General features: G+C 56.4%; 27 protein-coding genes. 10 read left to right on the top strand and 17 right to left on the bottom strand.

Features of this window, described 5'->3' with window-relative positions:
• The first annotated feature begins 6 nt into the window (after nt 1-6).
• A complete protein-coding gene (locus tag QOL67_RS05540) occupies nt 7-777 on the top strand; it encodes a helix-turn-helix domain-containing protein (RefSeq protein ID WP_283424976.1) in 771 nt (256 codons plus the stop codon).
• Here the strand turns inward: QOL67_RS05540 and QOL67_RS05535 are convergent, their stop codons facing one another.
• The 8 genes from QOL67_RS05535 to QOL67_RS05500 all read right to left on the bottom strand — a co-directional run bounded on the left by QOL67_RS05535 (nt 778) and on the right by QOL67_RS05500 (nt 10,236).
• Nucleotides 778-972 (bottom strand): YgaP family membrane protein, encoded by a 195-nt coding sequence (locus tag QOL67_RS05535; RefSeq protein ID WP_283424975.1) that lies wholly within the window; start codon nt 970-972, stop codon nt 778-780.
• An 82-nt stretch (nt 973-1,054) separates the two neighbouring features.
• Complete coding sequence (locus QOL67_RS05530) at nt 1,055-2,632, bottom strand: Hint domain-containing protein (RefSeq protein WP_283424974.1); 1,578 nt, start codon at nt 2,630-2,632, stop codon at nt 1,055-1,057.
• A gap of 212 nt (nt 2,633-2,844) precedes the next feature.
• A complete protein-coding gene (mmsB, locus tag QOL67_RS05525; protein WP_283424973.1) occupies nt 2,845-3,717 on the bottom strand; it encodes a 3-hydroxyisobutyrate dehydrogenase in 873 nt (290 codons plus the stop codon).
• 4 nt (nt 3,718-3,721) lie between these two features.
• Nucleotides 3,722-4,762, bottom strand: coding sequence for an enoyl-CoA hydratase/isomerase family protein (locus tag QOL67_RS05520; RefSeq protein WP_283424972.1), 1,041 nt, complete (start codon nt 4,760-4,762; stop codon nt 3,722-3,724).
• A 54-nt stretch (nt 4,763-4,816) separates the two neighbouring features.
• Nucleotides 4,817-5,956 carry an acyl-CoA dehydrogenase family protein gene (locus tag QOL67_RS05515; RefSeq protein ID WP_283424971.1) on the bottom strand — a complete coding sequence of 380 codons (1,140 nt, stop codon included), beginning with the start codon at nt 5,954-5,956 and terminating at the stop codon, nt 4,817-4,819.
• A gap of 223 nt (nt 5,957-6,179) precedes the next feature.
• Entirely contained in the window at nt 6,180-8,054 is a 1,875-nt protein-coding gene (locus tag QOL67_RS05510) for a GGDEF domain-containing protein (RefSeq protein ID WP_283424970.1), read from the bottom strand.
• A gap of 180 nt (nt 8,055-8,234) precedes the next feature.
• Nucleotides 8,235-8,585, bottom strand: coding sequence for a hypothetical protein (locus QOL67_RS05505; RefSeq protein WP_283424969.1), 351 nt, complete (start codon nt 8,583-8,585; stop codon nt 8,235-8,237).
• Between the two features lie 151 nt (nt 8,586-8,736).
• Nucleotides 8,737-10,236: a CoA-acylating methylmalonate-semialdehyde dehydrogenase gene (locus tag QOL67_RS05500; protein WP_283424968.1), complete on the bottom strand. Its 1,500-nt coding sequence runs from the start codon at nt 10,234-10,236 to the stop codon at nt 8,737-8,739.
• 100 nt (nt 10,237-10,336) lie between these two features.
• Between QOL67_RS05500 and QOL67_RS05495 the strand changes: the two genes are divergently transcribed.
• The 6 genes from QOL67_RS05495 (at nt 10,337) to QOL67_RS05470 (ending at nt 15,080) form a co-directional block, all read left to right on the top strand.
• Nucleotides 10,337-11,233 carry a LysR family transcriptional regulator gene (locus QOL67_RS05495; RefSeq protein ID WP_283424967.1) on the top strand — a complete coding sequence of 299 codons (897 nt, stop codon included), beginning with the start codon at nt 10,337-10,339 and terminating at the stop codon, nt 11,231-11,233.
• Between the two features lie 68 nt (nt 11,234-11,301).
• Nucleotides 11,302-11,736, top strand: a complete 435-nt coding sequence (locus QOL67_RS05490; RefSeq protein ID WP_283424966.1) for a CBS domain-containing protein — start codon at nt 11,302-11,304, stop codon at nt 11,734-11,736.
• A gap of 120 nt (nt 11,737-11,856) precedes the next feature.
• Entirely contained in the window at nt 11,857-12,354 is a 498-nt protein-coding gene (gene coaD, locus QOL67_RS05485) for a pantetheine-phosphate adenylyltransferase (RefSeq protein WP_283424965.1), read from the top strand.
• 225 nt (nt 12,355-12,579) lie between these two features.
• A complete protein-coding gene (locus QOL67_RS05480; protein WP_283424964.1) occupies nt 12,580-13,554 on the top strand; it encodes a DUF808 domain-containing protein in 975 nt (324 codons plus the stop codon).
• A complete protein-coding gene (locus tag QOL67_RS05475) occupies nt 13,555-13,992 on the top strand; it encodes a hypothetical protein (RefSeq protein ID WP_283424963.1) in 438 nt (145 codons plus the stop codon).
• A gap of 206 nt (nt 13,993-14,198) precedes the next feature.
• Nucleotides 14,199-15,080, top strand: coding sequence for a lysophospholipid acyltransferase family protein (locus QOL67_RS05470; RefSeq protein ID WP_283424962.1), 882 nt, complete (start codon nt 14,199-14,201; stop codon nt 15,078-15,080).
• Nucleotides 15,081-15,103: 23 nt separating this feature from the next.
• Here the strand turns inward: QOL67_RS05470 and QOL67_RS05465 are convergent, their stop codons facing one another.
• The 3 genes from QOL67_RS05465 to tkt form a co-directional block, all read right to left on the bottom strand.
• On the bottom strand, nt 15,104-15,850 hold the full coding sequence (locus QOL67_RS05465; RefSeq protein WP_283424961.1) for a lysophospholipid acyltransferase family protein: 747 nt from the start codon (nt 15,848-15,850) through the stop codon (nt 15,104-15,106).
• A 317-nt stretch (nt 15,851-16,167) separates the two neighbouring features.
• A complete protein-coding gene (locus QOL67_RS05460) occupies nt 16,168-17,538 on the bottom strand; it encodes a tryptophanase (RefSeq protein ID WP_283424960.1) in 1,371 nt (456 codons plus the stop codon).
• Nucleotides 17,539-17,848: 310 nt separating this feature from the next.
• Nucleotides 17,849-19,870 carry a transketolase gene (tkt, locus tag QOL67_RS05455; protein ID WP_283424959.1) on the bottom strand — a complete coding sequence of 674 codons (2,022 nt, stop codon included), beginning with the start codon at nt 19,868-19,870 and terminating at the stop codon, nt 17,849-17,851.
• Between the two features lie 252 nt (nt 19,871-20,122).
• On the opposite strand from tkt, the gene QOL67_RS05450 reads away from it, so the two are divergent.
• The 3 genes from QOL67_RS05450 to QOL67_RS05440 all read left to right on the top strand — a co-directional run bounded on the left by QOL67_RS05450 (nt 20,123) and on the right by QOL67_RS05440 (nt 22,024).
• Nucleotides 20,123-20,944, top strand: a complete 822-nt coding sequence (locus QOL67_RS05450; protein WP_283424958.1) for a coiled-coil domain-containing protein — start codon at nt 20,123-20,125, stop codon at nt 20,942-20,944.
• Nucleotides 20,944-21,339 (top strand): cell division protein ZapA, encoded by a 396-nt coding sequence (locus tag QOL67_RS05445; protein ID WP_283424957.1) that lies wholly within the window; start codon nt 20,944-20,946, stop codon nt 21,337-21,339. Before QOL67_RS05450 ends, QOL67_RS05445 begins: the two co-directional genes overlap by 1 nt.
• A gap of 151 nt (nt 21,340-21,490) precedes the next feature.
• Nucleotides 21,491-22,024 (top strand): cytochrome b, encoded by a 534-nt coding sequence (locus tag QOL67_RS05440; RefSeq protein WP_283424956.1) that lies wholly within the window; start codon nt 21,491-21,493, stop codon nt 22,022-22,024.
• Nucleotides 22,025-22,086: 62 nt separating this feature from the next.
• Here the strand turns inward: QOL67_RS05440 and grxD are convergent, their stop codons facing one another.
• From grxD to purL, 6 genes are all read right to left on the bottom strand, one after another.
• Nucleotides 22,087-22,449: a Grx4 family monothiol glutaredoxin gene (gene grxD, locus QOL67_RS05435; protein WP_283424955.1), complete on the bottom strand. Its 363-nt coding sequence runs from the start codon at nt 22,447-22,449 to the stop codon at nt 22,087-22,089.
• A 130-nt stretch (nt 22,450-22,579) separates the two neighbouring features.
• On the bottom strand, nt 22,580-22,798 hold the full coding sequence (locus tag QOL67_RS05430) for a hypothetical protein (protein ID WP_283424954.1): 219 nt from the start codon (nt 22,796-22,798) through the stop codon (nt 22,580-22,582).
• Nucleotides 22,795-23,031, bottom strand: coding sequence for a BolA/IbaG family iron-sulfur metabolism protein (locus tag QOL67_RS05425; RefSeq protein WP_283424953.1), 237 nt, complete (start codon nt 23,029-23,031; stop codon nt 22,795-22,797). The genes QOL67_RS05430 and QOL67_RS05425 overlap by 4 nt, the downstream gene beginning before the upstream one ends.
• An 87-nt stretch (nt 23,032-23,118) precedes the next feature.
• Complete coding sequence (locus QOL67_RS05420; RefSeq protein ID WP_283424952.1) at nt 23,119-23,640, bottom strand: hypothetical protein; 522 nt, start codon at nt 23,638-23,640, stop codon at nt 23,119-23,121.
• Nucleotides 23,641-23,655: 15 nt separating this feature from the next.
• Nucleotides 23,656-24,132 carry a hypothetical protein gene (locus tag QOL67_RS05415; RefSeq protein ID WP_283424951.1) on the bottom strand — a complete coding sequence of 159 codons (477 nt, stop codon included), beginning with the start codon at nt 24,130-24,132 and terminating at the stop codon, nt 23,656-23,658.
• Nucleotides 24,133-26,292, bottom strand: a complete 2,160-nt coding sequence (purL, locus tag QOL67_RS05410; RefSeq protein ID WP_283424950.1) for a phosphoribosylformylglycinamidine synthase subunit PurL — start codon at nt 26,290-26,292, stop codon at nt 24,133-24,135. It lies immediately after the preceding gene.
• Between the last annotated feature and the right edge of the window lie 41 nt (nt 26,293-26,333).

The raw sequence follows: 26,333 nt of genomic DNA, 5'->3' as shown, positions 1-26,333 counted from the left end.
CGAAATATGGGTGTCGATTTTGGTGCAGTTCTCAAAGAATGGCGGCAGGTGCGGCGGGTGAGCCAGCTGGACCTCGGGCTGTCGGCTGGCGTGAGTTCGCGACACATCTCATTTTTGGAAACAGGCCGGTCACGACCCAGCCGAGGCATGGTGTTGCGGCTGTGTGATGAGCTGGATGTGCCAGTTGCCCAGCGCAACCGGATGTTGACGGCGGCAGGCATGAGTCCTGCCTATGCGGAGCGGACGCTTTCCGCTGACGATATGGCGCCGATGCGGGCAGCGATGGAATGGACGTTGAAGCGGCACGAGCCTTATCCGGCGATTGCCATGGACCGGCACTGGCGCCTGGTGGCGATGAACACGGTGTCGGAGCGGTTGATGGCCGGTTTCGAAGTGGTTATGGGGGACAGTCTTGTAGACATGATGATTGACTCGAAGATCGTACAGCAAGCTCTTGTGAATTATAAAGAAATTCTACGTCACATGATTGCGCGATTGCGGGTCGAAAGTGCGCATTTTGGGCACGATCCAGTGCTGGAAGACGGGATCACGCGGATGCAATCGATGCTAGGAAGCGAGGTGTTGAACGTAGATGGTATCAAGCCTGCGATTATACCAGCCGTCTATGATTTTGGCGGTATGCATCTGTCGTTGTTTTCAACCATAAGCCAATTTGGCTCCACTGAAGACATCGCTCTCAGCGAACTTCGCATTGAGATGATGTTCCCGGCTGATGAAGCCACGCGCCTCACGTTGGAGGCGCTGGCCAAAGCGTGATCATTTTCTGTGCAGTGGACAGGTGCCTTTGCCCAGTATGGTATATAGCGGACAGGAGCCCAAGAGAGCTGTGGCCAAGGGGATAATGCCTATCCACATCCATGTGCCATACCCCATGAGCGCTCCTGCAATCAGGGCCAGCCCAATGACAACGCGCAGCACCTTTTCGATGCCGCCAACATTTTTCGCAAACATATGTTTCCCTCCTAGAGATGAGGTGAATATATATCTCGATATTGGAATGTGAATTGACTTCCCTCAAGCGGAGCGAGAAATCTTACGCTGCCAAAAGTGCCGTTGCCTCATAGCTTCGTAGGCTTGGGCGGGCGGCAATGTCCTCAAAACTGATGTTTTTCTCGCGCATCACTTGGCGTAGAGAGCGGTTTGCAAACGGATCAAAGCTATAGCGGGTCATTGGGCCAGGCAAGAAGCTCTCGGACCATTGGCCTTCGGAATAGAGCAGTTCATGCTGCGGCATGAGGATGTGGAAATAGGTGATGGTGCTGTCAGTTTCGCAGCGCACCACATCGCGGCCATTGACCAGATCTTTGGCTTTCACCAGCACTTCGTCACAGCCGAACAGGAGTTCGGCGCGGTAGCCTTGTAGCAGAACGCGGTGCTGAGGTGAGACAATCAGGTCACGGTCATTGTCCAACACGCCCGCTTTGATGCGGATTGGCAGGGACTCAAAACGTGATGGCATGTGGGAATGACCAATCCATTGGATTGGCTGAAAGCCGTTGTCCAGCGTATCGACCAGCATGCCTGCTTTGAGATCCTCTACCGGGATGTCGCCTTTGGATGTGCGGATCAGTGTGCCAACGGTGAAACACGGTGCGTGTTGCTCAATCTCGACCAACGCGGTGTCTGTCTCTCCCGCGGAATCTTCGATGGTGTAGTTAAAATAGACGGTTTCGTTGTCAGTGTCCGCATCTACAGTGAGCGTCCCGTCTGCGTTCAGGGTCACAACTTGACCGGTGGCGAGAGTGACGCTGCTGGGCAGGCCGCCACTGCCGTCGTGGCTGACAGCCGTGCCGTTAATGTGTGTGATAGTCAGGGTAGGGCCCGCGGACGAGTTGTCATTGCCCAGCACGTTGAGGATTTTGCTGTTGCCATAGGCGATGCGCAGGTCATCGTCTTGGGCCACAATCGCAGTTTGCACGGAGCCACCTGCGATCAGCAAGTTGGAGTCGTATTGTGTGTCGGTGGCGTCGGCGATGCCAATCACCAGCTCGTTTACACCATCCTGAAGTGGGACAACAAACGTGAGCGTGACAGTAAAGCCGTCCATTTCAGTGTTGTACTGGTCGCCAGCGTTGTCATTGTAAATATTGGAGTTGGCGTCGTTGATGTTGCCCACGGTTGCACCGCCATCTCCGACCGATATTTGCGCCTCAACACCGTTGACCCACACACCAATGGCGTCGTTGTAGCTCAGGTATTCGGGGTATTCTTCGGAAGACAACACAAAGTCGATGGTCAGCAGCTCACCGGCGGTGCCGTTAAAATCGATGGTCAGGTAAGAGGCATCAAACGTGTTGGTGCCTGCGGCGGCATTAAACAGGGCGTTGTTGTCTTCGCCGGAGGTGTTGGTTGACGTGGACGCCGACTGGTTGGTGTTGGTGCTACCGTCGCTGTTGGTAAAGTCGTCAACGTGACCGGTGGACAGGATCACACCGCTGTCAGCAGGGGCGACGCCAGCGCTTGTTGTGTCTGCGCCGGTGTAAATTCCGGAAGAGGCCGCGTCGCCGGTATAGGTGGCGCCAAGAATACGGGTTGGGTCACCAAAAATCTCGTTGGCCATCGCGGTTGCGGTGGCGTTTGTATCGATATTGAGTTCCGTTGCCGTTGGCATGGTCTAACCCCAGTGCATTCTGCTCTTGTCCAATCGCGGAACCTCTTTGGGTTCTCGCTCGCCCTAAAAACTGCTGGGCAAACGTGGCGTGAACGGGGCTGGGGTAAGGAAAGATTAATTAAAATTGAGGGCAGGTTTGAGTACGATAGAAAGTAGAAGGGTCGCGCAAAACGTGGCGCGACCCTTTATTTTATTGCTGATTTGGCGGAACTCTAGCTGCGCGTGCGTTTTTCGAAACGTGGCAACATTGCGGAGAAGTCGGTGCCAAGCCCGCCTTCATTCTCGACAAACTGCTCATAAAGCGCAGCAGCGGCTTGGCCCATCGGGGTGTCGGCATCAGCGCTTTCAGCGGCTTGTTGCGACAGCCTCAGGTCTTTGAGCATCAGTTCAGAGGCAAAGCCTGGCTGGTAATCGTTGTCAGCGGGGGACTGTGGGCCAACGCCGGGGGCCGGGCAGTAGGCGTTCATAGTCCAGCTGTACCCAGATGAGGTGGAGACCACGTCGAACATCGACTGGCGGTCCAGACCCAGCTTGTCAGCCAAGGCAAAAGCCTCGCAAGTGGCTATCATGGTCACGCCAAGGATCATGTTGTTACAGATCTTGGCCGCTTGGCCTGCGCCGGCTTCGCCGCAATGCACGGCCTTTTGGCCCATGATATCAAACAGCGGATCTGCCTTTGCAAAGGCGTCTTTGGAACCGCCTGCCATGAAGGTCAGCGTGCCGCCAGCTGCGCCGCCAACGCCGCCAGACACAGGCGCGTCCACCGGCAAGAGGCCTGCGGCGGTGGCTTGGTCAGCCACGGTGCGGGCGCTGTCCACGTCCACGGTGGAGCAATCCACAAAGGCCGCACCCTTGGACATCACAGGGATAATCTCGTTGGCCACGGCCCGCAGGATTTGACCGTTGGGCAGCATGGTGATGACCACGTCTGCACCGGTGGCGACAGCTGCACCGCTGTCAGCCATAGTTACGCCGTCAATCACGACGTCGGCCATGTCAAAGCCAGTCACTTCGTGGCCTGCTTTCGCAAGGTTGGCGGCCATGGGGCCACCCATATTGCCCAGTCCGATGAATCCGATCTTCATGGTGCTACTCTCCCTTTTCAAATGTTAGCGCATCCGCCCCAAGCGGAAGAACCATCTTGGTCACGATGCCAGCGGGCAGGGCGTCCAAGCTGTATTTCCATTGCGGATTGCGGTCTTTGTCGATGATTTGTGCGCGAATGCCTTCGAGAAAATCGCCATCATCCATGGCGCGGAAGGTAAAGCGATATTCCTGATCCAGAGCAAATCGGATGTCGTCGCGTTGGCGCACGCGGTGAATGATTTCCAGTGCGGCCCCCATGGCGATGGGAGAGTTGCGGGAGAGTTTTTTGAGGGCACCAACTGCAAATTCGCTGTCTGAATATTTCAGAGCGTTCAGAACGTCATTGAGGGTCTCTCCGCCGAAGTGTGCGTCTATGTCAGCCTGTTGAGTCGTCAATGGGCCAGCCTCGGGCTCGGAAGCTACCGCGTCGATCAGGGTGTAGTCTGCGGTCCCTTCGAGTCGTTCAATCAGTGAGGGCCACTGATCTTCTGGAATATAGTAGTCGGCAAAGCCTGCGTAGATCGCGTCAGCGGCGTTCAGACGCGCCGCGGTGAGGCCGAGAAATTCACCCAAACGACCGGGTGCGCGCGCAAGGATCAGCGATCCGCCGACGTCTGGCACAAGACCTATGCCGCATTCCGGCATGGCGATTTGGCTGGTTTCGCCCACAATCCGGTGGGATCCGTGACAGCCAACACCGACGCCGCCGCCCATGGTGAAACCTTGCATGAAGCTGACCACCGGTTTGGGGAACTCAAAGAGTTTTGCGTTCATGCGATATTCGTCGGCCCAGAAGGTGCGGCCATAGGTAAAGTCGCCTCTGGTGCCGGTGTCATAGAGCTCGGCAATGTCACCACCGGCACAGAAGGCCTTTTCGCCTTCCGCATCGATGACAATCATTTTTACGGAGTCATCCGTGGCCCAAGCGTCGAGCGCGTCTTCGATGGCGATGCACATGTCATAGGACATGGCGTTGAGCGCTTTGGGGCGGGTGAAGGTGATACGACCAGTCTGGCCGGATTTGCGGATATTGATGTCAGACACGCGGTGCGCTCCGTCTTGAAAAAAGGCCGCTCCAGAGGAACGGCCGGGTCATGGTTAGGCTGATATCATCTGGCGGGAGATGATCAGGCGCATGATTTCGTTGGTGCCTTCGAGGATCTGGTGCACGCGCAGGTCGCGCACAATTTTCTCAATGCCATAATCCGCGAGGTAGCCATAGCCGCCGTGCAACTGCAAGCAGCCGTTGGCGACGTCAAAGGCCACGTCGGTGACCATCAGTTTGGCCATGGCGCAGAATTTGGTCGCTTCGTGGTCGCCGTTGTCGAGCTTCCAGGCGGCTTGACGCAAGAAGGTGCGCGCGGCTTGCAGTTTGGTTTCATACTCCGCGAGGCGGAATTGCAGTGCCTGAAACTGGTTGATGGATTTTCCGAAAGCTTTGCGTTCGGACATGTATTGCACTGTCAGGTCCAGCGCCTTCTGCGCGCCACCTAAAGCGCCTGCGGAGATGTTCAGGCGACCACCGTCCAGACCTGCCATGGCGTAGCTGAAACCTTTGCCTTCTTCGCCAATCAGGTTGTCGGCAGGCACGGTGCAGTCGTCAAACTGGACTTGTGAGGTGGGTTGGCTGAGCCAGCCCATTTTCTTTTCCAATGCGCCAAAGGACAGGCCCTCCGCGCCGTCTTCCACCACCACAGTAGAGATGCCTTTGGGGCCGTCTTCGCCAGTGCGCACCATACAGACATAGGCGTCAGAGTATGAGCCGCCGGAAATGAAGGCTTTGGTGCCGTTCAATGTGTAACCGTCGTTTGTGCGGTCTGCGCGGGTTTTCAGGGCCGCAGCATCAGAGCCTGAGCCGGGCTCAGTTAGGCAGTAGGAGAAGACTTTATTCATGGTGCAGAGGTCCGGCAGCCATTTCTGCTTAGTCTCTTCAGACCCAAATTTGTCGATCATGCCACCACACATGTTGTGGATCGACAGGAAGGAGCCAACAGAGGGACAGGCCATGGCGAGGGCTTCGAACACCAAAGTGGCGTCCAGTCGTGATAGGCCGGAGCCGCCGTATTCTTCTGAGACGTAAATGCCGCCCAGACCCAACTCAGCAATTTGTGGCCAAAGTTCTTTTGGAATGCTGCCCTCGGACTCCCACTTTTGCGCGTGAGGTGCGATGTGCTCCTCGGCAAAACCTTTGGCCATATCAAAGATCAGGGTCTGTTCTTCACTCAGTGCAAAATCCATGTCTCGTCCTTCAAGATCGCGGCGTGGGGCAGGCCAACGCCAAAGAGGTGCAGATGAGGGGCAGGGGGCGCTGTCGCCCTTTCGCAGCCTCCCCTCCGCGAATTGAACATGTGTTAAATTACCATCGTTGTATTTGGATTGCAAAGCTCGAATGGCGCAAGAATAGCGCTATCACGCAGCGATTATGCAGATTGGTTTTGCAAAATTGCAGGAGAGGCGCAGGTTAGCCTGCTTCCTGGAGATCGGTTGCGTTTGGATCCGCATTTTCTTCGATCATTTGCGCGTAGGTCACCGATCGGTTGCGACCGCTCGATTTGGCGTGGTCGAGCGCTTCGTCGGCACGAAGCAGTAATTCGCCTTTTTCAAGATCGGTGTTGGGCCCGCCGCAGGCGATGCCAAAGCTCGCGGTGACGCGCAGGCTGACATTGCCGGTGCACTCGGTAGTCATGGTAGCAATTCGATTGCGCATACGTTCCGCAACAATCTTGGCGTTTTCACAGGAGGTGTCGGGAAGGATCATAACAAACTCTTCACCACCGAAGCGACACACCCGATCAGCACGGCGCAGGTTTGCGGCCTGCACCAGATCAGCAACGGCACGCAACACATCGTCGCCAGCTGGATGGCCATAGGTGTCGTTCACAAGTTTGAAGTGGTCGATGTCGAAGATCACCAAAGAGATGCCTTGGATGGAGTAGTCTTTTTCCCGCCACGCCAATGTGAGCTCGTTGTCAAAGGCTTGCCGGTTGAGTAGGCCAGTGAGGTGGTCACGGCTCGCGGTGTCTTTTGCGTCTCTATGCAATTGTTGTAAAGTGGCCCGTTCTTGATCCAGCAGATCGGCACGGCTGATGGTCCGGGTCACGCGGCGGCCAACCTTGAGGCTGTAGACACACAGGAAGAGCAAAAAGGCGTAATTGATCACATAGACGCCTTTGTACGATTGGCTGACCACAATATCGTTGACCCCTGCAAGGAGCGGTACAAACCATCCAAGCGTGTAAAACCAGGCGTCTTGTTTACGCTTGGAGATTGCGCGAATGCTCGTTGCCATGATCAGTCCAAATATGGCGACGCAATACAGTTGGACATAGATCAGATTGTCGGTGACAAGCGACAAGGGCGCCGTGAAAAGAATGGCACTACCGAGCATGGCTATCACACCAGCAACCAGTGGGGCGCTGAGATCCGAAAAACGGCGCCACAACAGAGTTTGATGCAGCGCAAAACTGGCCCACGCGATCAGCAGAATTCCCACGTATTCCAGGCGCACACGGAAGGCGCGAATATCAGCGCCAAACTGAATTTCGAGCATACCTGCAAGGATCACCGATCGAAGAAGGAAAGCAAATGCTGTTAGGGCCAGAAGAAGCGTTGCCGGGTCTTTGCGATGTACAACAAACAAAAACAGGTTCAACATCATCGCGAAAAACGTGATGCCCATAACAAGGCCGTCGATGATGCGATCCCGTTGCAGGGTGTTTTGAAAGTGTTCTGCAGAAGCAATGAATGGCGCGCCAATTATGCCGCCGTAGCTTTGCATTTCTTTGCGCACATGTACCACGAGGTGGCCGTCCCCCCGAAAGTCCAAAGGGTAAGATTGGGAGATGTAGGATGAGCGAATGGGGCCTGACATTGTGCCGCTGCCGCCAATTTTTGTGGCGTTTTCCGGTGTGTTGCGTGGCACCCAAAAAACTTCGTAAGCGTCGGCAACCCGGGGAAAGACAATGGTGAGTGGGGTGTCTGCGGCGTAGGGCAAGGTGAGCTGCGTGACATACGTTGCGTAGCCATGGGCATAACGGTTCTGTTCCAAGTCGGGCAAGCACATGGCCCAGTCGAGCGGAACCATTATAGTGTCCAACTGATTGGCGCCTGCCGCTGCTGCCGCTTCTTGAGCAGGCAAACGTGCCCCAAAGTGGAACCCCCATTCCCCTCGCAAAGTGACCTTCTCTTGAGAGGCAAATGGGACGTCGGAAAGGTTGTGGGATTGTGCTGTTGTCTGCTGTGCCCACGCTGGGAACGGCACGGTGAAAGACAGTAGGGCGCAGGCCGTCACAAACGTGAAGACGTGAAAGATCACACGTGGATATCTGAAGGCCATTGTCCGATGTCTCGCCATTGAGTGCTGCAAAAACTGTGACGCAGAGCCTTTAAATGCGGCTTAATCTGGCGGCGAAATGTCCGCTTTCCGGTGGTGAAAAATGAGCGGCAATTGGATCAAACTTTAGCCAGCCCGTGGAAATACGTCCAGCTATTGTGGAATGCGACACACCTGATGCGATTATCCAGCAGGCTTAAGCAGTTGATTGAGGTTGGTGCGTGGCACGCCGAGAATGGCAAGGGCTTGCTCCTCGGTGTCCAGAATGATTGGCACAACCGAAGGAAAGGGCTCCCAGCTGCGAAGTGCAAGGCGGGCCAGTTTTTGTCCAATCTCGGTTGGCGCAAAGTAGGTGATCAGAGTCTGCGCGTTGTTGCCGGTAAACGTCTCTGCCTTTTTTGCCTGTGCCTTCATCAGCTCAAGATAGTCTTCGTCCCAGCCCGTCAATTGGCTGAGATCAACAAACTGCTTTTGGCCGGGGCGAAAGTCCGGATGCTGCGCGTATTCGGAAAAGGCGTGTAAGGTGTCTGCCATTTTTGCGTGGCCCGCATAGTGTACATACACCAACCCAAGAGACGAAAGAATCCGAAACGAAACTGACAAATCGCGACTTCCTTTTGCAATGGAAAACGGGCGGCGCAACGCCGCCCGTTTGTATACAAACGAACACAGATTTGTGTCTGGATCAATCCATCTGTTTGAAGTGGAACTCGCCGCCTTCTTTGATACCTGATGGCCAGCGGGAGGTCACGGTTTTGGTGCGTGTGTAGAACTTGAACGAGTCCGGACCGTGTTGGTTCAAATCTCCAAAAGCGGATTTTTTCCAACCGCCAAAGGTGTGATAGGCCAGTGGCACAGGGATTGGCACGTTCACGCCAACCATGCCGACGTTGATGCGGCTGGCAAAGTCACGGGCGGTGTCGCCGTCACGTGTGTAGATCGCGGTGCCGTTGCCGTACTCGTGGTCCATCGCCAGACCAAGCGCTTCCTCATAGGATTGCGCGCGCACCATGGACAGGACGGGGCCGAAGATCTCGGTTTTGTAGATGTCCATGTCTTTGGTGACGTTGTCAAACAGGTGTGGACCCACAAAGAAACCATCTTCATAGCCCTGCAGGCTGAAGTCGCGGCCATCGACCACAAGATCTGCGCCTTGGTCGACGCCGGTCTGGACCAGACGCAGGATGTTTTCCTGTGCGGCTTTGGTCACAACAGGACCGTAGTCCACATCATCGCCCGCCGTGTATGGCGCGATTTTCAGTTTTTCGATGCGTGGGATCAGCTTGTCACGCAGCTTGTCAGCGGTTTCCTCGCCAACTGGGACTGCTACAGAAATCGCCATGCAACGTTCGCCAGCCGCACCGTATCCTGCACCAACCAGTGCGTCTGCGGCTTGGTCCAGATCGGCGTCTGGCATGATGATCATGTGGTTTTTTGCACCACCGAAGCACTGAACGCGCTTACCTTGAGCACAGCCAGTGCCATAGATGTATTCCGCAATCGGAGTTGAGCCTACAAAGCCTACGGACTGGATGATCGGATCGAACAAGATCGCGTCCACGGCTTCTTTGTCGCCGTTCACAACCTGAATGATGCCTTTTGGCAAACCCGCTTCTTCGAGGAGTTCCGCCAGCATCAGTGGCACGGATGGATCGCGCTCAGACGGCTTTAGGATGAAAGCATTGCCGCAAGCGATTGCCGGGGCAAACATCCACATTGGGATCATTGCTGGGAAGTTGAACGGTGTGATACCCGCGGTCACGCCAAGCGCCTGACGCATGGAGTAAATATCAATACCTGGACCGGCTGCGTCGGTGTATTCACCTTTCAGCATCTGAGGTGCGGCGATGCAGTATTCTGCAACTTCCAGACCACGCTGGATGTCGCCCTTAGCATCCGGGAAGGTTTTACCGTGCTCGCGGCTCAGTGCCTCAGCCAGCTTGTCCATGTCGCGGTTCAACAGGTCAACGAACTTCATCAGCACGCGGGCGCGGCGCTGTGGGTTCACAGCGGCCCAAGCCGGCTGAGCTGCTTGTGCGGCGGCGACGGCGATGTCCATCTCGGCCTTGTTGGCGAGCGGTACTTTGGCTTGAACTTCACCCGTTGCTGGGTTCATGACGTCGGCAAAGCGGCCGGACGTTCCTTTGACGTGCTCACCATTGATGAAATGAGTCAACTCTTGCATGGCATCCTCCATTGACATTTGGGACAAGAATAGGCTTGCAAAAATCAATGGAAAAGAGGCAACTGTTCAAAACGGCTTTGCAAAAATAGGTGGGGGTAACATGGCGGCACATTGGGATGATCTGCGGGTGTTTTTGGCGGTAGCTCGGGAAGAGAGCCTGTCGGCAGCGGGGCGTCGATTGCACGTTGACCCTGCCACGGTGGGGCGCCGTGTGGCGCGGTTGGAAACCGCGTTTGAGTCCCCTTTGTTTGTAAAATCGCCAACCGGTTATGCGCTGACCGACGCGGGGCAGAGGTTGATGGGACATGCGTTGCGCGTGGAACAGAGTTTGCAGGAAGCCACCGAAGAGATGGTCGGGCAAAGCTCTGGATTGTCTGGGCAAATCCGCATTGGTGCGCCGGATGGTGTGGCCAACTACCTTTTGCCGCGGGTATGCGGACGGATTGCAGATGACAATCCGGATCTGGACATTCAGATTGTGGCTCTGCCGCGTGTTGTGAGTTTGTCGCGTCGAGAAGCGGATTTGGTGGTGGCGGTGAGCGCGCCAACAGCGGGGCGGCTGACCGTGCAGAAGATTACCGACTATAAATTGCATCTGGCCGCCGCGAGATGGTACCTGCGCAACCGTCCCAAGATCACCTGTGTTGAAGACCTCAAAGATCATATGGTTACGGGATACATCCCGGACATGATTTTTGACAAGGAACTGGATTACCTCAGCGAAACTGGGATTGACCGTGTGCGGCTGGCTTCCAATTCAGCTTCTGTACAATTCAACTGGGTACGCTGTGGTGCGGGTATTGGTGTGGTACATGACTTTGCCATTCCCTGGGGGCGTGGTGTGGTCAAGGTTTTGAAAGATGAAATCAGCTTGACGCGCAGTTTTTATCTCATCCGCCACGCGGATGATCGGCGTCTTGAGCGACTGAACCGCTTCTCTGAGGCGCTGTGTGAAGGCATCCGGCACGAGGTTGCCCACCTAGAAGGTCAAACTTGACAAGCGCTTAGGATGCGGCAACGCTGATTTTCAGGGAGCGCCAAAACAAACTTTAAGCGGAGATCGCCATGCTCGTACACCAAATTCTCAAGTCCAAAGGCTCTGAAGGAGTGCTGACTGTGAAACCGGGAACCTTGGTGGAGGAGGCGGCCAAAATCCTTGCAGACAAGGGGATCGGTACCGTTGTGGTTTCGCCTGACGGCAACACGCTTGCAGGGATATTATCGGAGCGGGATATTGTGCGCGAACTGGCTAAGCGCGGTGCGGGCTGCATGTCAGATAAGATCGACGATTACATGACCACCGAGCTTGTGACCTGTGGTCGCAATGACGATGCGGTGTCCGTGCTGGAGCAGATGACACAAGGGCGCTTTCGCCACATGCCGGTCTTGGAAGACGGCAAGCTGGTAGGCCTTGTTTCATTGGGGGATACAGTGAAAGCGCGGCTGTCGGAATTGGCGATGGAGAAAGACGCGCTTGAAGGCATGATTATGGGGCACTGAGACTGTGCCGTGACGTTCTGTGTCCCGCAGAACTACCTATGATCGAATGACCCCTTGCAAATGGCTGCGCAATAATGTTGCGTGCGCATAGGACCGCAAGACCCATCGGGGGAGGCAGATATGCGCACCGCACTTTATCCAGGCACGTTTGATCCTATCACATTGGGACATATAGATATTATCCGTCGAGCTGCTGTATTGGTGGATCGGCTGGTGATTGGTGTGGCGATCAATCGCGACAAAGGGCCAATGTTTGACCTCGAAGAGCGGGTGGCGATGATTGAAGGCGAATGCGCGAAGCTGTCCAAAGAAACCGGTACAGAGATTATTGCGCATCCGTTTGAGAACCTGCTGATCGATTGTGCCAAAGAAGTTGGGGCGCAGATTATTGTGCGTGGCCTTAGGGCTGTCACAGATTTTGAGTATGAATATCAAATGGTTGGCATGAACCGTGCGTTGGACAGCAGCATCGAGACCGTGTTTCTGATGGCCGATCTGAAACATCAGGCGATTGCGTCAAAACTGGTAAAAGAGATCGCGCGCTTGGACGGGGATGTGTCGCAATTTGTCACGCCAGCGGTGAATGACGCATTGATGGATCGGTTGGGCAAAGCCTAAGCCGCTGCAGATGCATTAACACACGAAATTCAGGCCCATAATCACGTCGGTATTCTGTCTGTATCGCGACTGTTTTTGAACAGTGCAAATTTGCGCGCGCAGGTGTGACCGCGCCGCACGCCGCAAGGCCTTGACGTGCAACAGCTCTTTGCAAATCTGCTCTGGTGAGGCATGAAGAGCCAACAGGACAGATAGCCTCAGATCGAGGTAATGGGAGTGCGTAAGATGGCAGGCGGTTTGCTGGCGTTGTTGGATGATGTGGCTGCAATTGCCAAAGTGGCGGCGGCCTCAATTGACGATGTGGCGGCGGGCGCGGCCAAAGCAAGTGCCAAAGCTGCTGGTGCGGTTATCGACGATGCCGCCGTGACTCCAAAATACGTGCAGGGTTTTGAAGCCAAGCGTGAGCTGCCAATCATTTGGAAAATTGCCAAAGGCTCGATCAAAAACAAGTTGATCATTTTGCTACCTGCGGCGCTGCTTCTGGCAAATTTTGCGCCTTGGTTGATTTCGCCGCTGTTGATGATCGGTGGGGCGTACTTGTGTTTTGAGGGTGCCGAGAAGATATTCCACGTTTTGGTGCCACATGAAGCACATCCCGCAGAGGTATCTGAGGTGTCCGACGATCCGGCGCATCTTGAAGAGAAGAAAGCCGCCGGGGCGATCAAGACCGACTTTATACTGTCCGCAGAAATCATGACCATCATCCTGTCCGGCATTCCCGAGAGCAACTTCTGGATGGAAGCGGCGACACTGGCCTTGGCCGGGGTGGGCATCACCGTGGCGGTCTATGGTTCCGTCGCGCTGATTGTGAAGATGGATGACGTGGGTCTGGCGATGTATGCCGGTGGGCGCTTGTCGCTGACACGCACCTTGGGGCGCTGGCTGGTGCGAGGCATGCCGTATTTTATGAAGCTGCTGACCATCATTGGCACCGCGGCAATGCTGTGGGTAGGCGGCTCGATTGTGATCCACGGCATGGAAGTGCTCGGCTTTGGCTGGCTGGGGCATCACATTCACGACATTGCCCACGCCGTAGGCCATAAGGTGCCAGCGGCCTATGAGGGCTTTGTCGCCTGGACCACCAAAGCGGCGCTGGATGGGGTGTTTGGGGTTGCGCTGGGATTGGTGTTGATCCCGGTGGCCACCAAGGTGATTGCGCCGATTTGGGGTGCTGTGAGCGGTAAGAAAGCGGCGCATTGAGTGGTCGTTGATGCCGACCTGCCGGTGATCCGGGAAGTGCGCCCGTGGTACCAAAAATGGATCAGCACACGATCCAGTTATCCTGAGCGCCACATGCGATTCATTACGGTTCCGTCTACGCAGTTCGCGTTTGAGCAACGCTTGTCTCTTGCGCCGCGCGCCCAGAGAGAGCTTTTGGTTTTCTTAGATTTGCGCTTGAAGATTGCCGAACAGGCAAAAAGCAAATCCACGGGATTTGCGGGAAGGCTCTTTAATGTGCTGCCTGGTGAAAACCCGGATTACCTGAGGCTGTCTGGGAGGGAGTTGAAAGACGTACTGCAAGTCATTGGGGCAGATGTCGGCGACCTCACCGAGATAGATGTGTGTTATGATCTGCGTGTGGATGTGGCGCGGGAGGCGCTTAAAGTTTTGGAACAGGCAGAAGCGGCGAGTGATTAACCTTTTGTTGGTGCGCACGGGACTGTTGATCTGCCGGAACCAAGCCCCAACTCAAGGCCCAGAGAATTGGGATGCGTTTCCTCTTCAAAAGACACCTCGACAACTGCTCCGTTGATCAAAGAAATTTCTAAACGCGCATTTCAGATTTCCCCGGTCACTCAACACATTGCGGTGGACATGCCCCAAAACATGCCCATATAGGGCGCATGCTCTCACGCCCTTTCAAATACATCTGGCAACATCTGCGCTACATTCCGTTGTGGACAGCGCTGACCTATTCCAAGTGGCGTGGATTTGACGGGCGGGCGCGCAGTCTGGGTTATCTGGTCGGCTGGGTCATGCGGTGGATTCCAATCGCACGGCGGCGGTTTGACCGGGAGATCTTGCGGATTTACCCGGATATGGCGCGGGCGGAGCGGTTGGTGCTCAGCCGCAAAATGGGCCAGAACATGGGGCGCACCTTGTTTGAGGTGTTTCACAACACCGGGTTTCAGGCGGGACAGGAGAATTTTCATATCTCCGGGCCGGGGCTGGAGATTTTGGAAAAGATGCGGGATGAAGGCAAAGGTGCCATTCTTGTGTCCGGGCATTTTGGCCAATGGGAAGCGGTGCGCGCGGTGCTAAAACACCGGGGCATGGAGACTGCTGGCGTGTACCGACGTCAGAGCAACCGGCATTACCAGCGGCTGTTAGAGCGGGGCATTGAACAGGGAGGCAAACCTGCGCTGACCACCGGGCCCAATGGCACCAAAGCCATGATCAAACATCTGCGGGCTGGCGGATTTGTCGCAATCCTGCTCGATGAAAAAACCGTGGACGGCGAGATGATGCCGTTTCTGGGGTTTGACGCGCTGACCTCTTTGGCAGCGGCACGGTTGGCGCTGAAATATGACGTGCCTTTGATGCCGGTGTTTGGCACCCGGCGCGACGACAGCAGTGACATTGATGTGGAGTTTGAGGCGCCGATTGCGCCGAGTGATCCACGTACCATGACGCAGATGTTTAACGACAACCTGTCGGCGCGGATATTGGAAAAACCGGACCAATGGTATTGGCTGCTGCGCCGCTGGAAAGACATGCGCCGCTGACGTTTTTATGCGGGCAGGCGGTATTAGGTCTGTTCGGTTGTTTCGCCGGTTTGCGCATCATAGGCAACGGCCATGGCAGCGCGCAGGCGGGCCACCGCAGCGTCGGTGTTTTCTTCCGCGTCAAACTGCATCTGGTCCAGAACGTCGATGTGGATGCTGCCTTTGAACGGAAAGAATTTGCCACGCGGCAGAAGTGTATCGGAGTGGCTGATCACAAACGGCCGTACGGCGCGGCCGGTTTGTTGGGCAATCAGCACGGCGCCGGCTTTGAAAGGGGATAAGCCGGGTTTGGTGGCGCGGGTGCCTTCTACAAAGAGGATTGGTGACCGGCGTTTGGGCATCTCAGCGATGGCATCCGTGAGGGAACTGAGTGCGTCGCGGCCTTTTTGGCGGTCGATCTTCAAGAGGCCTGCGCCGTCAAATCCACGTTTGAGTAGCGCGGCTTCGCAAAGCTCTTTCTTGGCCCCAAAAGTCACCCATTTTTCGTCCGGGATCACATGCAGCATGGAGAAGCCATCGAGATGGCTGCGGTGGTTCACAGCGATAATGGAGTTTTGATCGGTGCGCAGGGCCTCAACGGCGGCGTCGGAAATCTCGACCTTGACGTCAAGGAACCACAGCAGCCAGGAGCAACAGCGCGACACGGTGCGCCAGAACCAGCCGCGAAAGCCGGGGCGTTTGCCGCAGAGCGTTGGGATGAAGGCCACAAACAGGAAAATAAACGGGCCGGTGAGGACCAGCAGCGTCCGTTTGGCAAGTGTGGCAAGCATCGGGAAATCCTAGGCAAAGGGCGCGATGGGCGTCGTATGGCTGATAGTGACTTACGGCAGGTAAAGATAGGGGGGAATTGGGGTAGGGTCTGTTTCAGGAATACTGTAAATTGGATGTGCGGAGATGACCATGCCACGGAGCGGTTGTGGCTAAGGTCTGCTTCGAGCGTAAAGTTGCCGCCGCAGCTTTTTGATTGGCGTTTCCCCTACCTACGAAGCCGACATCATCATCATTGGTCAGGATCAAGAGAACTGCCCGCGTGGTAAAGCTACCACGCGAGCGTTTCAGGACATTCTTGTTACCGCTCGCCTGAAAGTCAGTCTGCAAGCCTTTCAAACTGACAGGTGAAATGGCGCATCAAATCGGGTTGCCGCGTGATCTGAAACCCTGTCAGGCTATCTTTGTGCTCTACGAATTCCTCGAACACCTCGACCAAATAGTCGGCATGGCTTTGGGTGTAGGTCCGCCGAGGGATGGCAAGCCGAACAAGGTCCATGGCCGCAGGTGTTTCGGTTCCATCTGGATGTGCCCCGAACATAACGGTCCCGATCTCGCAACCACGAATGCCGCCCAATTCATAAAGTGCCACGGCCAAGGCCTGTCCCGGATATTGCAGCGGAGGGATGTGAGGTAGCCAGGCGCGGGCGTCAATGAACACGGCGTGCCCACCGGCGGGTTTCACCACAGGCACGCCGAGCGCATCCAACTTGTCGACTATGTAGGTGTTGGTCCGGATGCGGTAGCGCAGGTAATCCTCGTCCACAATCTCGGTCAGGCCTTGGGCCAGAGCCTCCAGATCGCGCCCTGCCAAACCGCCGTAGGTCGGAAAACCTTCGGTCCGAATCAAGTGGTTGCGGGCTTGTTCAGCCAGATCATCATCGTTGAGGGCCAACCATCCGCCGATGTTGCCAAACGCATCTTTCTTGGCGCTCATGGTCATCCCGTCGGCGACGGCAAAACAGTCACGCACAATGTCGGTGATCGAGCGGCTGCTCTGGCCTTCTTCGCGTTGTTTGATGAACCAGGCGTTTTCGGCGAACCGGCACCCATCAATGAAAAACGGCTTGCCAAATTTGCGCGCCAGAGCGGCGGTCGCGCGGATGTTTTCCAGGCTGACAGGTTGGCCACCGCCTGCATTGTTGGTGATTGTGATCATCACGCAAGGCACGGTGTCGCCGTGTTCTTGCAAATAAGCCTCGAGCCGGGCCAAATCCATGTTCCCCTTGAACGGGTGCAGATTGGAGGGGTCGAGGCCTTCGGCGATCACCAGATCGTGGCCTTCTGCACCCGATGCTTCGATGTTGCCTCGGGTGGTGTCAAAATGCGTGTTATTCGGGATGTTTTTTCCGGTTCCGCCAAACATCGAAAACAAGATTGCCTCAGCGGCGCGGCCTTGGTGGGTGGGAATGACATGTTTGAACGGCATGAGGTTTTTCACAGCCGCCTGGAACCGATAAAACGATGGCGATCCAGCATAGCTTTCATCACCGCTCATAACAGCCGACCATTGTTTGGCGCTCATCGCGCCTGTGCCGCTGTCGGTCAAAAGATCAATCAACACGTCGTCTGATTGCAGGCCAAAGAGGTTGAAATGTGCGTCTTTGATCAACGTTTTCCGCTCATCGCGCGTGGTCATGCGGATGGGTTCAACCGATTTGATGCGGAATGGTTCGATGATAGTTTTCATTACAGGGCTCCTGAATTTCGACCCTGTAGGTATCGTGGCAACACTCACACGAAAGGGCCGAAGCGCTGCGGTTGTCCATTACGGACCGCGCTCAGCGCCCAATCTGTTGCGCCCTATTTTTGAATTGATCCCGGGTGGGCGAGCAAGAGGTCAAATTGCCGCGATCCCTGTGTCTCACCCGGCGGTTTGTTGTGTCAAAGTTTGATCCACTTTCTGCTGGGCTTTCTTGTGGCAGCACGTGGCTGAAAACGTCCCTAGAAAAAAAGGCGCCCCATAATGAGGCGCCTTTTCAATGGGATATGCGGTCGACTTAAAGCAAGTCTTTGACCTTCTGCGCCACATTGGCGGCGGTGATGCCGAATTTCTCGAACAGCTCACCCGCTGGGGCCGAGGCACCAAAGCCGTCCATGCCGACAAAGTCGGACTTGCCTGGACGGGCGCGCTCACCCAAGAGCCACTGATCCCAGCCGCCGTTGCGTACAGCGGCTTCAACACCCACACGCACAGCAGCGCCCGCAGGCAGCACCTTGCGGCGGTAGTCTTCGTCTTGGGCGGCAAACAGCTCCATACATGGCATGGAGACCACGCGGGTGCCGATGCCGTCGGCTTCCAAGAGAGCCTTGGCTTCCATCGCAAGCGACACTTCAGAACCGGTGGCGATCAGAATGGCCTGACGTTTGCCGGTCGCTTCGGCCAGAACATAACCGCCTTGCGCGGTGAGGTTCTTCAGCTTGTGCTCAGTCCGCAGCGTTGGCAGGTTCTGACGGGTCAGGGCCATGACCGATGGGGTGTCTTTGGAGGTCAGGGCAATTTCCCAGGCTTCGGCAGTTTCCACGGAGTCAGCTGGGCGGAACACATAGGTGTTTGGCGTGGCGCGGCAGATTGCCAGATGCTCAACCGGCTGGTGAGTTGGGCCATCTTCGCCCACGCCGATGCTGTCATGGGTCATGACAAACACGGTTGGGATTTTGCTCAGGGCCGCCAGACGCATAGCGGGACGCGCGTAGTCGGTGAAGCAGAAGAAGGTGCCGCCGTAAGGACGGATACCGCCGTGCAGCGCCATGCCGTTCATCGCCGACGCCATGCCGTGCTCACGAATGCCCCAGTAGACGTAGCGGCCTTTGCGGTTGTCGGTGTCAAACACACCCAGATCAGCCGTCAACGTGTTGTTGGAGCCGGTCAGATCCGCAGAGCCGCCCACGGTTTCTGGCATGATCGGGTTGATCGCAGCCAGGGCCATTTCGGAAGATTTCCGTGTGGCAACCTTGGGCTGGTCCTCAGAAATCTGTTTCTTCAGGGCTTTGATGGTGGCCGACAGTTTGTTTGGCACATCCAAAGCATAAGCGCGGTTGAAACGGTCTTGTTTCTGCTTGGAGGCTTCGGCAAAGCGGGCTTCCCAAGCTTCGCGGTCAGCAGCGCCACGGGATCCAATGGCTTCCCACTGTGCTTTGACGTCGGCAGGGACGTCGAATGGCGCGGAGGTCCAGCCGTAACCAGCTTTGGCGGCTTTCATCTGATCAGCGTCAGTCAGCGCGCCATGGCCTTTGGAGGTGTCTTGCGCGGCGTGGCCAATCGCGATGTGCGTTTTGCACGCGATCATTGATGGCTTGTTGGTTTTCTTGGCGGCTTCGATGGCGGCGTCGATGGCCTCAGCATCGTGGCCGTCAATCTCCTGAACGTGCCAGCCGGAGGCTTTGAAGCGCTTCACCTGATCGGTGCGGTCAGACAGTTCCACTGTGCCGTCGATGGTGATGTTGTTGTTGTCCCAGAAGACAATCAGGTTGCCCAGAGAATGGCGACCTGCCAGGCCGATGGCCTCTTGGGAGATGCCTTCCATCAGGCAGCCATCACCGGCAATCACATAGGTTTTGTGATCGACCAGCTTGCGGCTGTACTGTGCGCGCTGCATTTCCTCGGCCATGGCAAAACCCACAGCGTTGGCGATGCCCTGACCCAGCGGGCCAGTGGTGGTTTCCACGGCATCCAACAGGAAGTTTTCCGGATGGCCTGCGGTCAAAGCGCCCATCTGGCGGAAGTTTTTCAACTGTTCATGGGTGACCTGCTTGTCGCCCATCAGATAGAGCAGGGAGTAGATCAGCATGGAGCCGTGGCCCGCGGACAGGATGAAACGATCGCGGTCCGGCCAGTTTGGCGCAGCCACGTCAAATTTCATGTGCTTTTCAAACAGCACAGTGGCCACATCAGCCATGCCCATTGGCATGCCGGAGTGACCGGAGTTGGCAGCGGCAACCCCATCCAGCGTCAGGGCGCGAATGGCGGCGGCTTTCATCCAATGTTCTGGGTTCTTTTCACGCAGTGCGGCGATGTCCACGGATGCGCTCCTTCGTTTAAAGGGTTGGGTTGCCGGGTGAATAGCAGTTTTAAGGCCAATAGCAAGCTGGCAAGGCTGTTGGCTGTGAATTTGACCGGGTTTGGCGTGGTGAATTCCCGCCGATTGGGGGCGCAATTTGCAATTTCAGCGGCTAATATCAGGCCATTGAGCGCCGTTCTTTGATTCGTTAAGAAAGAAAGGCGCGCAAAAGAACGCGGGTCATTAAGAACCGGACCGGAAAGGACGAGGCATATGAGCGACATCAGCGAACTGGAAGGCAGGCTGACCGCAGCGCTGGAACGCATTGCGCGAGGTGTGGACGGTATGCAGGCGGCGGTTGCTGAGCCTGATGAGGGCGAAGACGTACAGGCATTGCGTCGGGCATTGGAGAATGAAGCGCTGGTGACGGCGCAAATGGAGGAGCGTGTGCGGGCGTTGACCGCGCGGCAGACCGAGCTTGAGGAAGAGCTGGGTGCAGCGCAAACCGCCAAGACAGACGCTGAGGATGCGCTGAAAGCTGCCGAGAGCACGGCGGAAGACACCAGCGCAGCCTTGCTCACGGCGGAAGCACGGGCGGAAGCGGCAGAAACGGCAGCCGCCGCTGCGGCCGATGCTGCTGAAGAGGCCGCAAGTCAAGCTGGCTCAGTACCGGAGAGCGCTGGAGACGTGGCGCCTGCGGAAGACGCGGCTTTGACCGAAGCGGTGGAAGAGAACCGTGTGATGCTGGCCGAGTTGGGCACACGCCTGCGCCGGTTGCGTCAGATGGCGCGGCGTGAACGCTCCGCCAACCAGGTGTTGCGTGAGCAGGTTGAAAAAGACGGCATGGTGGATCCGTCTGCTGTGAATGGCGCGTTGAAAGCTGACCTGGATACGTTGAGTGCATTGCGTGAAGCGGAGAGCGCGGAAACAGCCGTGATTTTGGCAGAGCTGCGCCCGTTGGTGCATGGTTTGGCTGTCGCCGCGCCGGACGCGGACGTGGACGATAGTGATGCCGCGCCAGAAGAGATCGCGGTTGAGACTGCGGAGCCGCTTGCCGACACGGTTGAAGACAGCAAAGAAACGGGAGACGCCTGATGCCTGAAGTACAAATTGAAATTGGCGGCCGGGTTTTTGAAGTGGCCTGTCAGGACGGGGAGCAGCATTTCCTGCGGGCAGCGGCACAGATGGTGGATGAACAGGCACGGGTGCTTGTTGGGCAAGCCGGACGAATTCCTGAAGCGCGGATGTTGCTGATGTCTGGTCTGATGTTGGCCGACAAAACGGCTGGTCTGGAAGATCAGCTGCGCGATGCGGAAGCCAAGATTGCGGCGCGGGAAAAGGAAATCCAAGCATTGCACGAGGCCCCAAAGGCGGAGCCCGCAAAGGTGGAAGTGCCCACCATTCCTGAAGAGGTGACGCAGACACTGGCCGAGATGGCGGCGCGGGCAGAGAGCCTTGCGGATCTGGTGGAAGAGAAGGCGGCGGGATAAAAACCGCGTGGTTCTAACTCTAGCGCTAATGCGCCCGTGCCAAATGGTACGGGCGTTTTTTTTGGCCTTTGGCGACGGATTTGGGGCGGGTGGCCGTTAGAGACATAGGTGCCTTTGTCACCTGTAATCTCATTGCCTTAGGGAGGCTGATATGGCTCAACAACAGACCGCCTATGATCGGATGTCGCGACTAAATCATTGGCTTGTGGCTGTCTTGATGATTGGCATGCTTGCAGGGGGTATTTACATGTCGCAGTTTTTGCCTCGTGGTCCAGAAAAGCAAACTTTCATGGGTATTCACAAGTCAATTGGCCTTGTGGTTTTGATACTGGGCAGCTGGCGGGTGTACTGGCGACTGCGCCAGGGATTTCTGGCCGCGGTGCAGGACGGATGGCAAACCAAATTGGCGCATTGGGCGCATGTGATTTTATTGGTCGGTATCGTTGTGATGCCGATGTCCGGTGTGATGATGTCCTATTTTGGCGGCCGAGAGATCGGGGTTTTTGGTCTGTTCGCAATCCCCGGTGGCCCCGAGATCAGCGCGCTAAAATCACTGGGGGGTGCAGTGCATGGGATTTTTGCCAAGCTGATGATTGCCACAGTTCTCCTGCATATCCTTGGAGCGCTCAAGCATGTGGTAATGGACAAGGATGGCACTTGGTCCCGCATGACGGGTCGATCATAAACAGAAAACCCGCCATTCTCTGGCGGGTTTTTGTTTTCAAACAGATGGTTGTGGTGCAAAGCTTAGGCGTTGGCCTCGCGAATTTTGTCGGCTGCGTCCTTGTCAAACGCCAAGCCGTTGTCGGCAAACAGAGTGTCAAGCTCGCCGGACAGGGTCATCTCGGTGATGATATCACAACCGCCAACAAACTCGCCTTTGATGTAGAGTTGCGGGATGGTGGGCCAGTCGGAGTAGTCTTTGATGCCTTGACGGATTTCTTCATCCGCGAGCACGTTCACGTCGGCGTAGTCCACCGCCATGTAGTTCAGCACGCCAGCTACACGGGAGGAGAAGCCACACTGCGGCATGTCCTTGGTGCCTTTCATGAACAGCACCATGTCGTTGGCTTTTACGATTTCAGCGATGCGGTCTTTAACGTCGGTCATTGTTGCGTTTCCTTGTTATGTCGCCATCGGTCTATGGCGCGGGTGCGCCTCCAGTAAGAGGGGCCGTGTTTCAAAAAACCTCGTACATCTGAACAGATGGTGACGCCACCTAGAATGTCGAGAAGCGAGCTCATTTGCGCTTGGTGTTTTCTTTCTCCAGCCGGTCATTTTTGGCAACGAGAGCGGTCATACTATGTTCCTCCGTTGCATGGTGACGCACGTCGCTGGATTTGGGTTTCATCGACGAAAGGGACGTTCGCCGGTTGCGTTTGAGATAAACCTCCGCCGCGATGGCGACAACCACCAAGCCAATAATACCAAAGGTGATGGCGGCTATCGATGGCATCATTCAGGTGCTTTGGTTGTCAGCGCGAGGGCGTGCAACTCGCCTGTCGAGCCGTCCATTTTTCCCTTTAGTGCGGCATAAACAGCGCGCTGTTGTTGCACGCGGTTTTTGCCGCGGAAGCTTTCGTCAATCACCATCGCGGACATGTGCACGCCGTCGCTGCCACCCACTTGGATGTCGGCATCCGGGAAGGTCTCGCGCAGCAGTTCCTCGATTTCATGGGTGGTCATTGGCATGGTCGGCTGTTCCTTTGTGTCGTTGCCCAAAAATGTAGGCTTTGGGTTTGGGCTCTGCAAGGCGATTTCGATGTCAGGCGCGTAATGTCACAGGAAAGGCGCAAGCGATTGCAGGTAAGCTGGCACGTCGGCCAAGGCGTCTTGGACCTCGGGGACTTCGAAGTCATGTACCGATTTGGGATTGTCCGGGCAGAGCGCCGTTATGAGGGACAGAGCCTGGCGTTTGGCGCTTGCGGGGATCGGGAGGTTGCTGACCTCTTGCAGAAGCAGCAGGGCTTCGTGGATTGGACGGACCACGCGCAGGGCGTAGGTCATATGTTCCAGAAGGTCGGGGTCGTCGCGCCAGGTTTCGCCTTCAAACAGCTCCTGAGTGACACGCTGTCCAGCCCCGGCGCATTGGTACGCGACGCAACCGCCAAAGCCTTTGGGCAGCAGATCGGCGTGGACGGTGCAGTTGAGGCAGCTGTCTGAGAGGTTGGGGCAGGGGATATCGGCGCGTTTGAGCAGGGCAAAGTCTTCGTCCGCGTCAAACGGGTAAGCAACACAGCAAAGCGCCGCGCAATTGCTGCAATCGTCGGTGAGTGTGGGCAAGGCGACGGGCAGTGTCATGGCAAAAGGCCTGCGTCAGTCTTCATAGATGTCTATCGGCATTCTGGAGGTTTTGTAGAGCACCAGCAAGGATGCGATGCCCCAGCCATAAGCCAAAATGCGTGTACAGAGTTGCAGGAAACTGTGGTGCCATTCCGGGCGGAATATGGAGCGGGGAATTATTTCTTCCGTGCAGGAGCCGCCTGAGGCCGCGCGAAGAAAAACGTCATTGCCGTAATAAATAGCCACAAAACCAAGCGCGCAGAGCATAGGAAGCGCAGCGAGGCCCCAAGGGGTGTCGGCAAAACGATGCGCAACAACCAATCCTGGCGCGTGGATCAGAGCCGAAAATATTGCGACCTTGGCGGCAAAAACTGCGGTACGGGATGCGTAATCCGGCGCACAGAAATCAACCGCAATGCTGCTGGTGTGGGTGGCCAACAACAGTGTGTAGACAATGCAAAACACGCCGATCTGTGACAGGATGTAAAAGATCGGCGCGTTGGCTTTCATTTAGGCGACAGCGGCGGCAAAGCTGCTGCGGAACGTGGCGGAGAGCTCTTCCAATGGGGCTTCGGAGGCGCCGAATTTTACGGTGTCGCCGGTAAATTTGCCCACAGAAGTGACAGTCACGCCTGCTTTGGCTGCGTTGATCATCAGCGCCTCTGCCTGATCGAAGTTACAGGCCACCAAGTAACGGGCTTGATCTTCGCCAAACAGGGTTGGGGTGTCGTCCATGTCGATCTGCACACCCACGCCAGCTGCTTCGGCCATTTCAAAGGCTGCGAGCGCGAGGCCGCCATCTGCGAGGTCAGTACAGGCTTTGATCCAGTCGCGGTTGTTGCGAATGAACTCGCCGTTTTTGCGTTCCGCCTCAAGATCAACGTGCGGTGCGTCACCTTCTTCGCGATTGAAGACTTCGGCCAGCAGGGCAGATTGGCCAAGGTGGCCTTCGGTGTCGCCAATCAACAGGGCGACGTGGCCATCACGTGCCTCGCCCAAGATAGGCTCTTCGCCAGCGGCAATCAGGCCAACCGCGCCAATGGTTGGGGTGGGCAAGATGCCGGAGCCGTCGGTTTCATTGTAGAGCGACACGTTGCCGGAGACGATCGGCATGTCCAGCGCTGCAACTGCTTCACCAATGCCTTTGATGGCGCCAACAAACTGGCCCATGATCTCAGGCTTCTCTGGGTTGCCGAAGTTCAAGTTGTCGGTTGTGGCCAATGGCTTTGCGCCCACGGAGGACAAGTTGCGGAAAGCTTCGGCCACAGCCTGTTTGCCACCCTCGATGGGGTTGGCTTTTACGTAGCGTGGGGTCACGTCAGAGGTGAAGGCCAGTTTTTTGTCGGTGCCGTGCACGCGGATCACGCCGGAGCCCATGCCGGGACGCTGGGCGGTGTCGCCCATCACGGTGGTGTCATATTGCTCATAGACCCACTGTTTGCCCGCGTAGTTGGGCGAAGTGATCAGGCCTTTGAGGCCGTCGATCGCGTTAATCTGGGGCACGTCCGCCAGTTCTTCAGCCGCTGGGGTCTCTACCCATGGGCGGTCATATTCTGGTGCGCGGCCGGACAGTGGCGACAGCGGCAGGTCCGCTTTGACCTCACCGTTGTGCAGGATCAGGAAGCGGTCTTCGGCGATGGTTTCACCTACGATGGCAAAGTCGAGATCCCATTTGGTGAACACGGCACGGGCTTCGGCCTCAAGCTCTGGGTTCAGCACCATCAGCATGCGTTCCTGGGACTCAGACAGCATCATTTCGTAAGCTGTCATATTGGCTTCGCGCTGAGGTACGTCCTCCAAGTTGAGCTTCACGCCCAGCTTGCCTTTGTCGCCCATTTCCACGGCGGAACAGGTCAGGCCTGCGGCACCCATATCCTGGATGGAGATCACAGCGCCTGTCTGCATCAGCTCCAGCGTGGCTTCCATCAGGCGTTTTTCGGTGAAAGGGTCGCCAACCTGCACGGTGGGGCGTTTCTCTTCGATGGTGTCGTCAAATTCAGCAGACGCCATGGTTGCGCCGCCCACACCGTCACGGCCGGTTTTGGCGCCGAGGTAGACCACAGGCATGCCGATGCCGGAGGCGGCGGAGTAAAAGATGCTGTCAGTTTTGGCGAGACCCGCAGCAAAGGCGTTTACAAGGCAGTTGCCGTTGTAGGCCGGGTGGAAGCGGACTTCGCCACCAACAGTCGGGACGCCAAAGCAGTTGCCGTAGCCGCCGACGCCTTCGACAACGCCGTTTACTAGCTGTGTGGTCTTGTGGTGATCAGGTTCACCAAAGGACAGGGAGTTCATTGCCGCCACAGGACGTGCACCCATGGTGAAGACGTCGCGCAGAATGCCGCCAACACCGGTGGCGGCGCCTTGGTAGGGTTCAATATAGGACGGGTGGTTGTGGCTTTCCATTTTGAAAACAACCGCATCGCCGTCACCAATGTCCACGATACCAGCATTTTCACCAGGACCACATATCACCTGTGGGCCTTCGGTGGGCAGGGTGCGCAGCCATTTTTTGGAGGATTTGTAAGAGCAGTGCTCGTTCCACATCGCAGAGAAAATACCCAGCTCTGTGAAGGTTGGCTCGCGGCCAATGATCTCCAGGATCAGGTTGTATTCGTCAGGCTTCAGTCCATGAGCTTCGATGAGATCGGTGGTGATGGCCGGTTCCTGCATGTCGCGAGAGTCCCCAAATAAACAGCAATTGAGGGGCTTTT

The sequence above is a fragment of the Shimia sagamensis genome, assembly GCF_900182745.1.
GTDB lineage: Bacteria > Pseudomonadota > Alphaproteobacteria > Rhodobacterales > Rhodobacteraceae > Shimia > Shimia sagamensis.
This window is presented reverse-complemented; position numbering and strand designations above follow the sequence as displayed.

Bases quoted from the DNA above. Each gene is read 5' to 3' on its own strand.
- QOL67_RS05540 (WP_283424976.1), top strand. From the start codon at position 7: ATGGGTGTCGATTTTGGTGCAGTTCTCAAAGAATGGCGGCAGGTGCGG.
- QOL67_RS05535 (WP_283424975.1), bottom strand. From the start codon at position 972: ATGTTTGCGAAAAATGTTGGCGGCATCGAAAAGGTGCTGCGCGTTGTC.
- QOL67_RS05530 (WP_283424974.1), bottom strand. From the start codon at position 2,632: ATGCCAACGGCAACGGAACTCAATATCGATACAAACGCCACCGCAACC.
- mmsB (WP_283424973.1), bottom strand. From the start codon at position 3,717: ATGAAGATCGGATTCATCGGACTGGGCAATATGGGTGGCCCCATGGCC.
- QOL67_RS05515 (WP_283424971.1), bottom strand. From the start codon at position 5,956: ATGGATTTTGCACTGAGTGAAGAACAGACCCTGATCTTTGATATGGCC.
- QOL67_RS05510 (WP_283424970.1), bottom strand. From the start codon at position 8,054: ATGGCCTTCAGATATCCACGTGTGATCTTTCACGTCTTCACGTTTGTG.
- QOL67_RS05505 (WP_283424969.1), bottom strand. From the start codon at position 8,585: ATGGCAGACACCTTACACGCCTTTTCCGAATACGCGCAGCATCCGGAC.
- QOL67_RS05500 (WP_283424968.1), bottom strand. From the start codon at position 10,236: ATGCAAGAGTTGACTCATTTCATCAATGGTGAGCACGTCAAAGGAACG.
- QOL67_RS05495 (WP_283424967.1), top strand. From the start codon at position 10,337: ATGGCGGCACATTGGGATGATCTGCGGGTGTTTTTGGCGGTAGCTCGG.
- QOL67_RS05490 (WP_283424966.1), top strand. From the start codon at position 11,302: ATGCTCGTACACCAAATTCTCAAGTCCAAAGGCTCTGAAGGAGTGCTG.
- coaD (WP_283424965.1), top strand. From the start codon at position 11,857: ATGCGCACCGCACTTTATCCAGGCACGTTTGATCCTATCACATTGGGA.
- QOL67_RS05480 (WP_283424964.1), top strand. From the start codon at position 12,580: ATGGCAGGCGGTTTGCTGGCGTTGTTGGATGATGTGGCTGCAATTGCC.
- QOL67_RS05470 (WP_283424962.1), top strand. From the start codon at position 14,199: ATGCTCTCACGCCCTTTCAAATACATCTGGCAACATCTGCGCTACATT.
- QOL67_RS05465 (WP_283424961.1), bottom strand. From the start codon at position 15,850: ATGCTTGCCACACTTGCCAAACGGACGCTGCTGGTCCTCACCGGCCCG.
- QOL67_RS05460 (WP_283424960.1), bottom strand. From the start codon at position 17,538: ATGAAAACTATCATCGAACCATTCCGCATCAAATCGGTTGAACCCATC.
- QOL67_RS05450 (WP_283424958.1), top strand. From the start codon at position 20,123: ATGAGCGACATCAGCGAACTGGAAGGCAGGCTGACCGCAGCGCTGGAA.
- QOL67_RS05445 (WP_283424957.1), top strand. From the start codon at position 20,944: ATGCCTGAAGTACAAATTGAAATTGGCGGCCGGGTTTTTGAAGTGGCC.
- QOL67_RS05440 (WP_283424956.1), top strand. From the start codon at position 21,491: ATGGCTCAACAACAGACCGCCTATGATCGGATGTCGCGACTAAATCAT.
- grxD (WP_283424955.1), bottom strand. From the start codon at position 22,449: ATGACCGACGTTAAAGACCGCATCGCTGAAATCGTAAAAGCCAACGAC.
- QOL67_RS05430 (WP_283424954.1), bottom strand. From the start codon at position 22,798: ATGATGCCATCGATAGCCGCCATCACCTTTGGTATTATTGGCTTGGTG.
- QOL67_RS05425 (WP_283424953.1), bottom strand. From the start codon at position 23,031: ATGCCAATGACCACCCATGAAATCGAGGAACTGCTGCGCGAGACCTTC.
- QOL67_RS05420 (WP_283424952.1), bottom strand. From the start codon at position 23,640: ATGACACTGCCCGTCGCCTTGCCCACACTCACCGACGATTGCAGCAAT.
- QOL67_RS05415 (WP_283424951.1), bottom strand. From the start codon at position 24,132: ATGAAAGCCAACGCGCCGATCTTTTACATCCTGTCACAGATCGGCGTG.
- purL (WP_283424950.1), bottom strand. From the start codon at position 26,292: ATGCAGGAACCGGCCATCACCACCGATCTCATCGAAGCTCATGGACTG.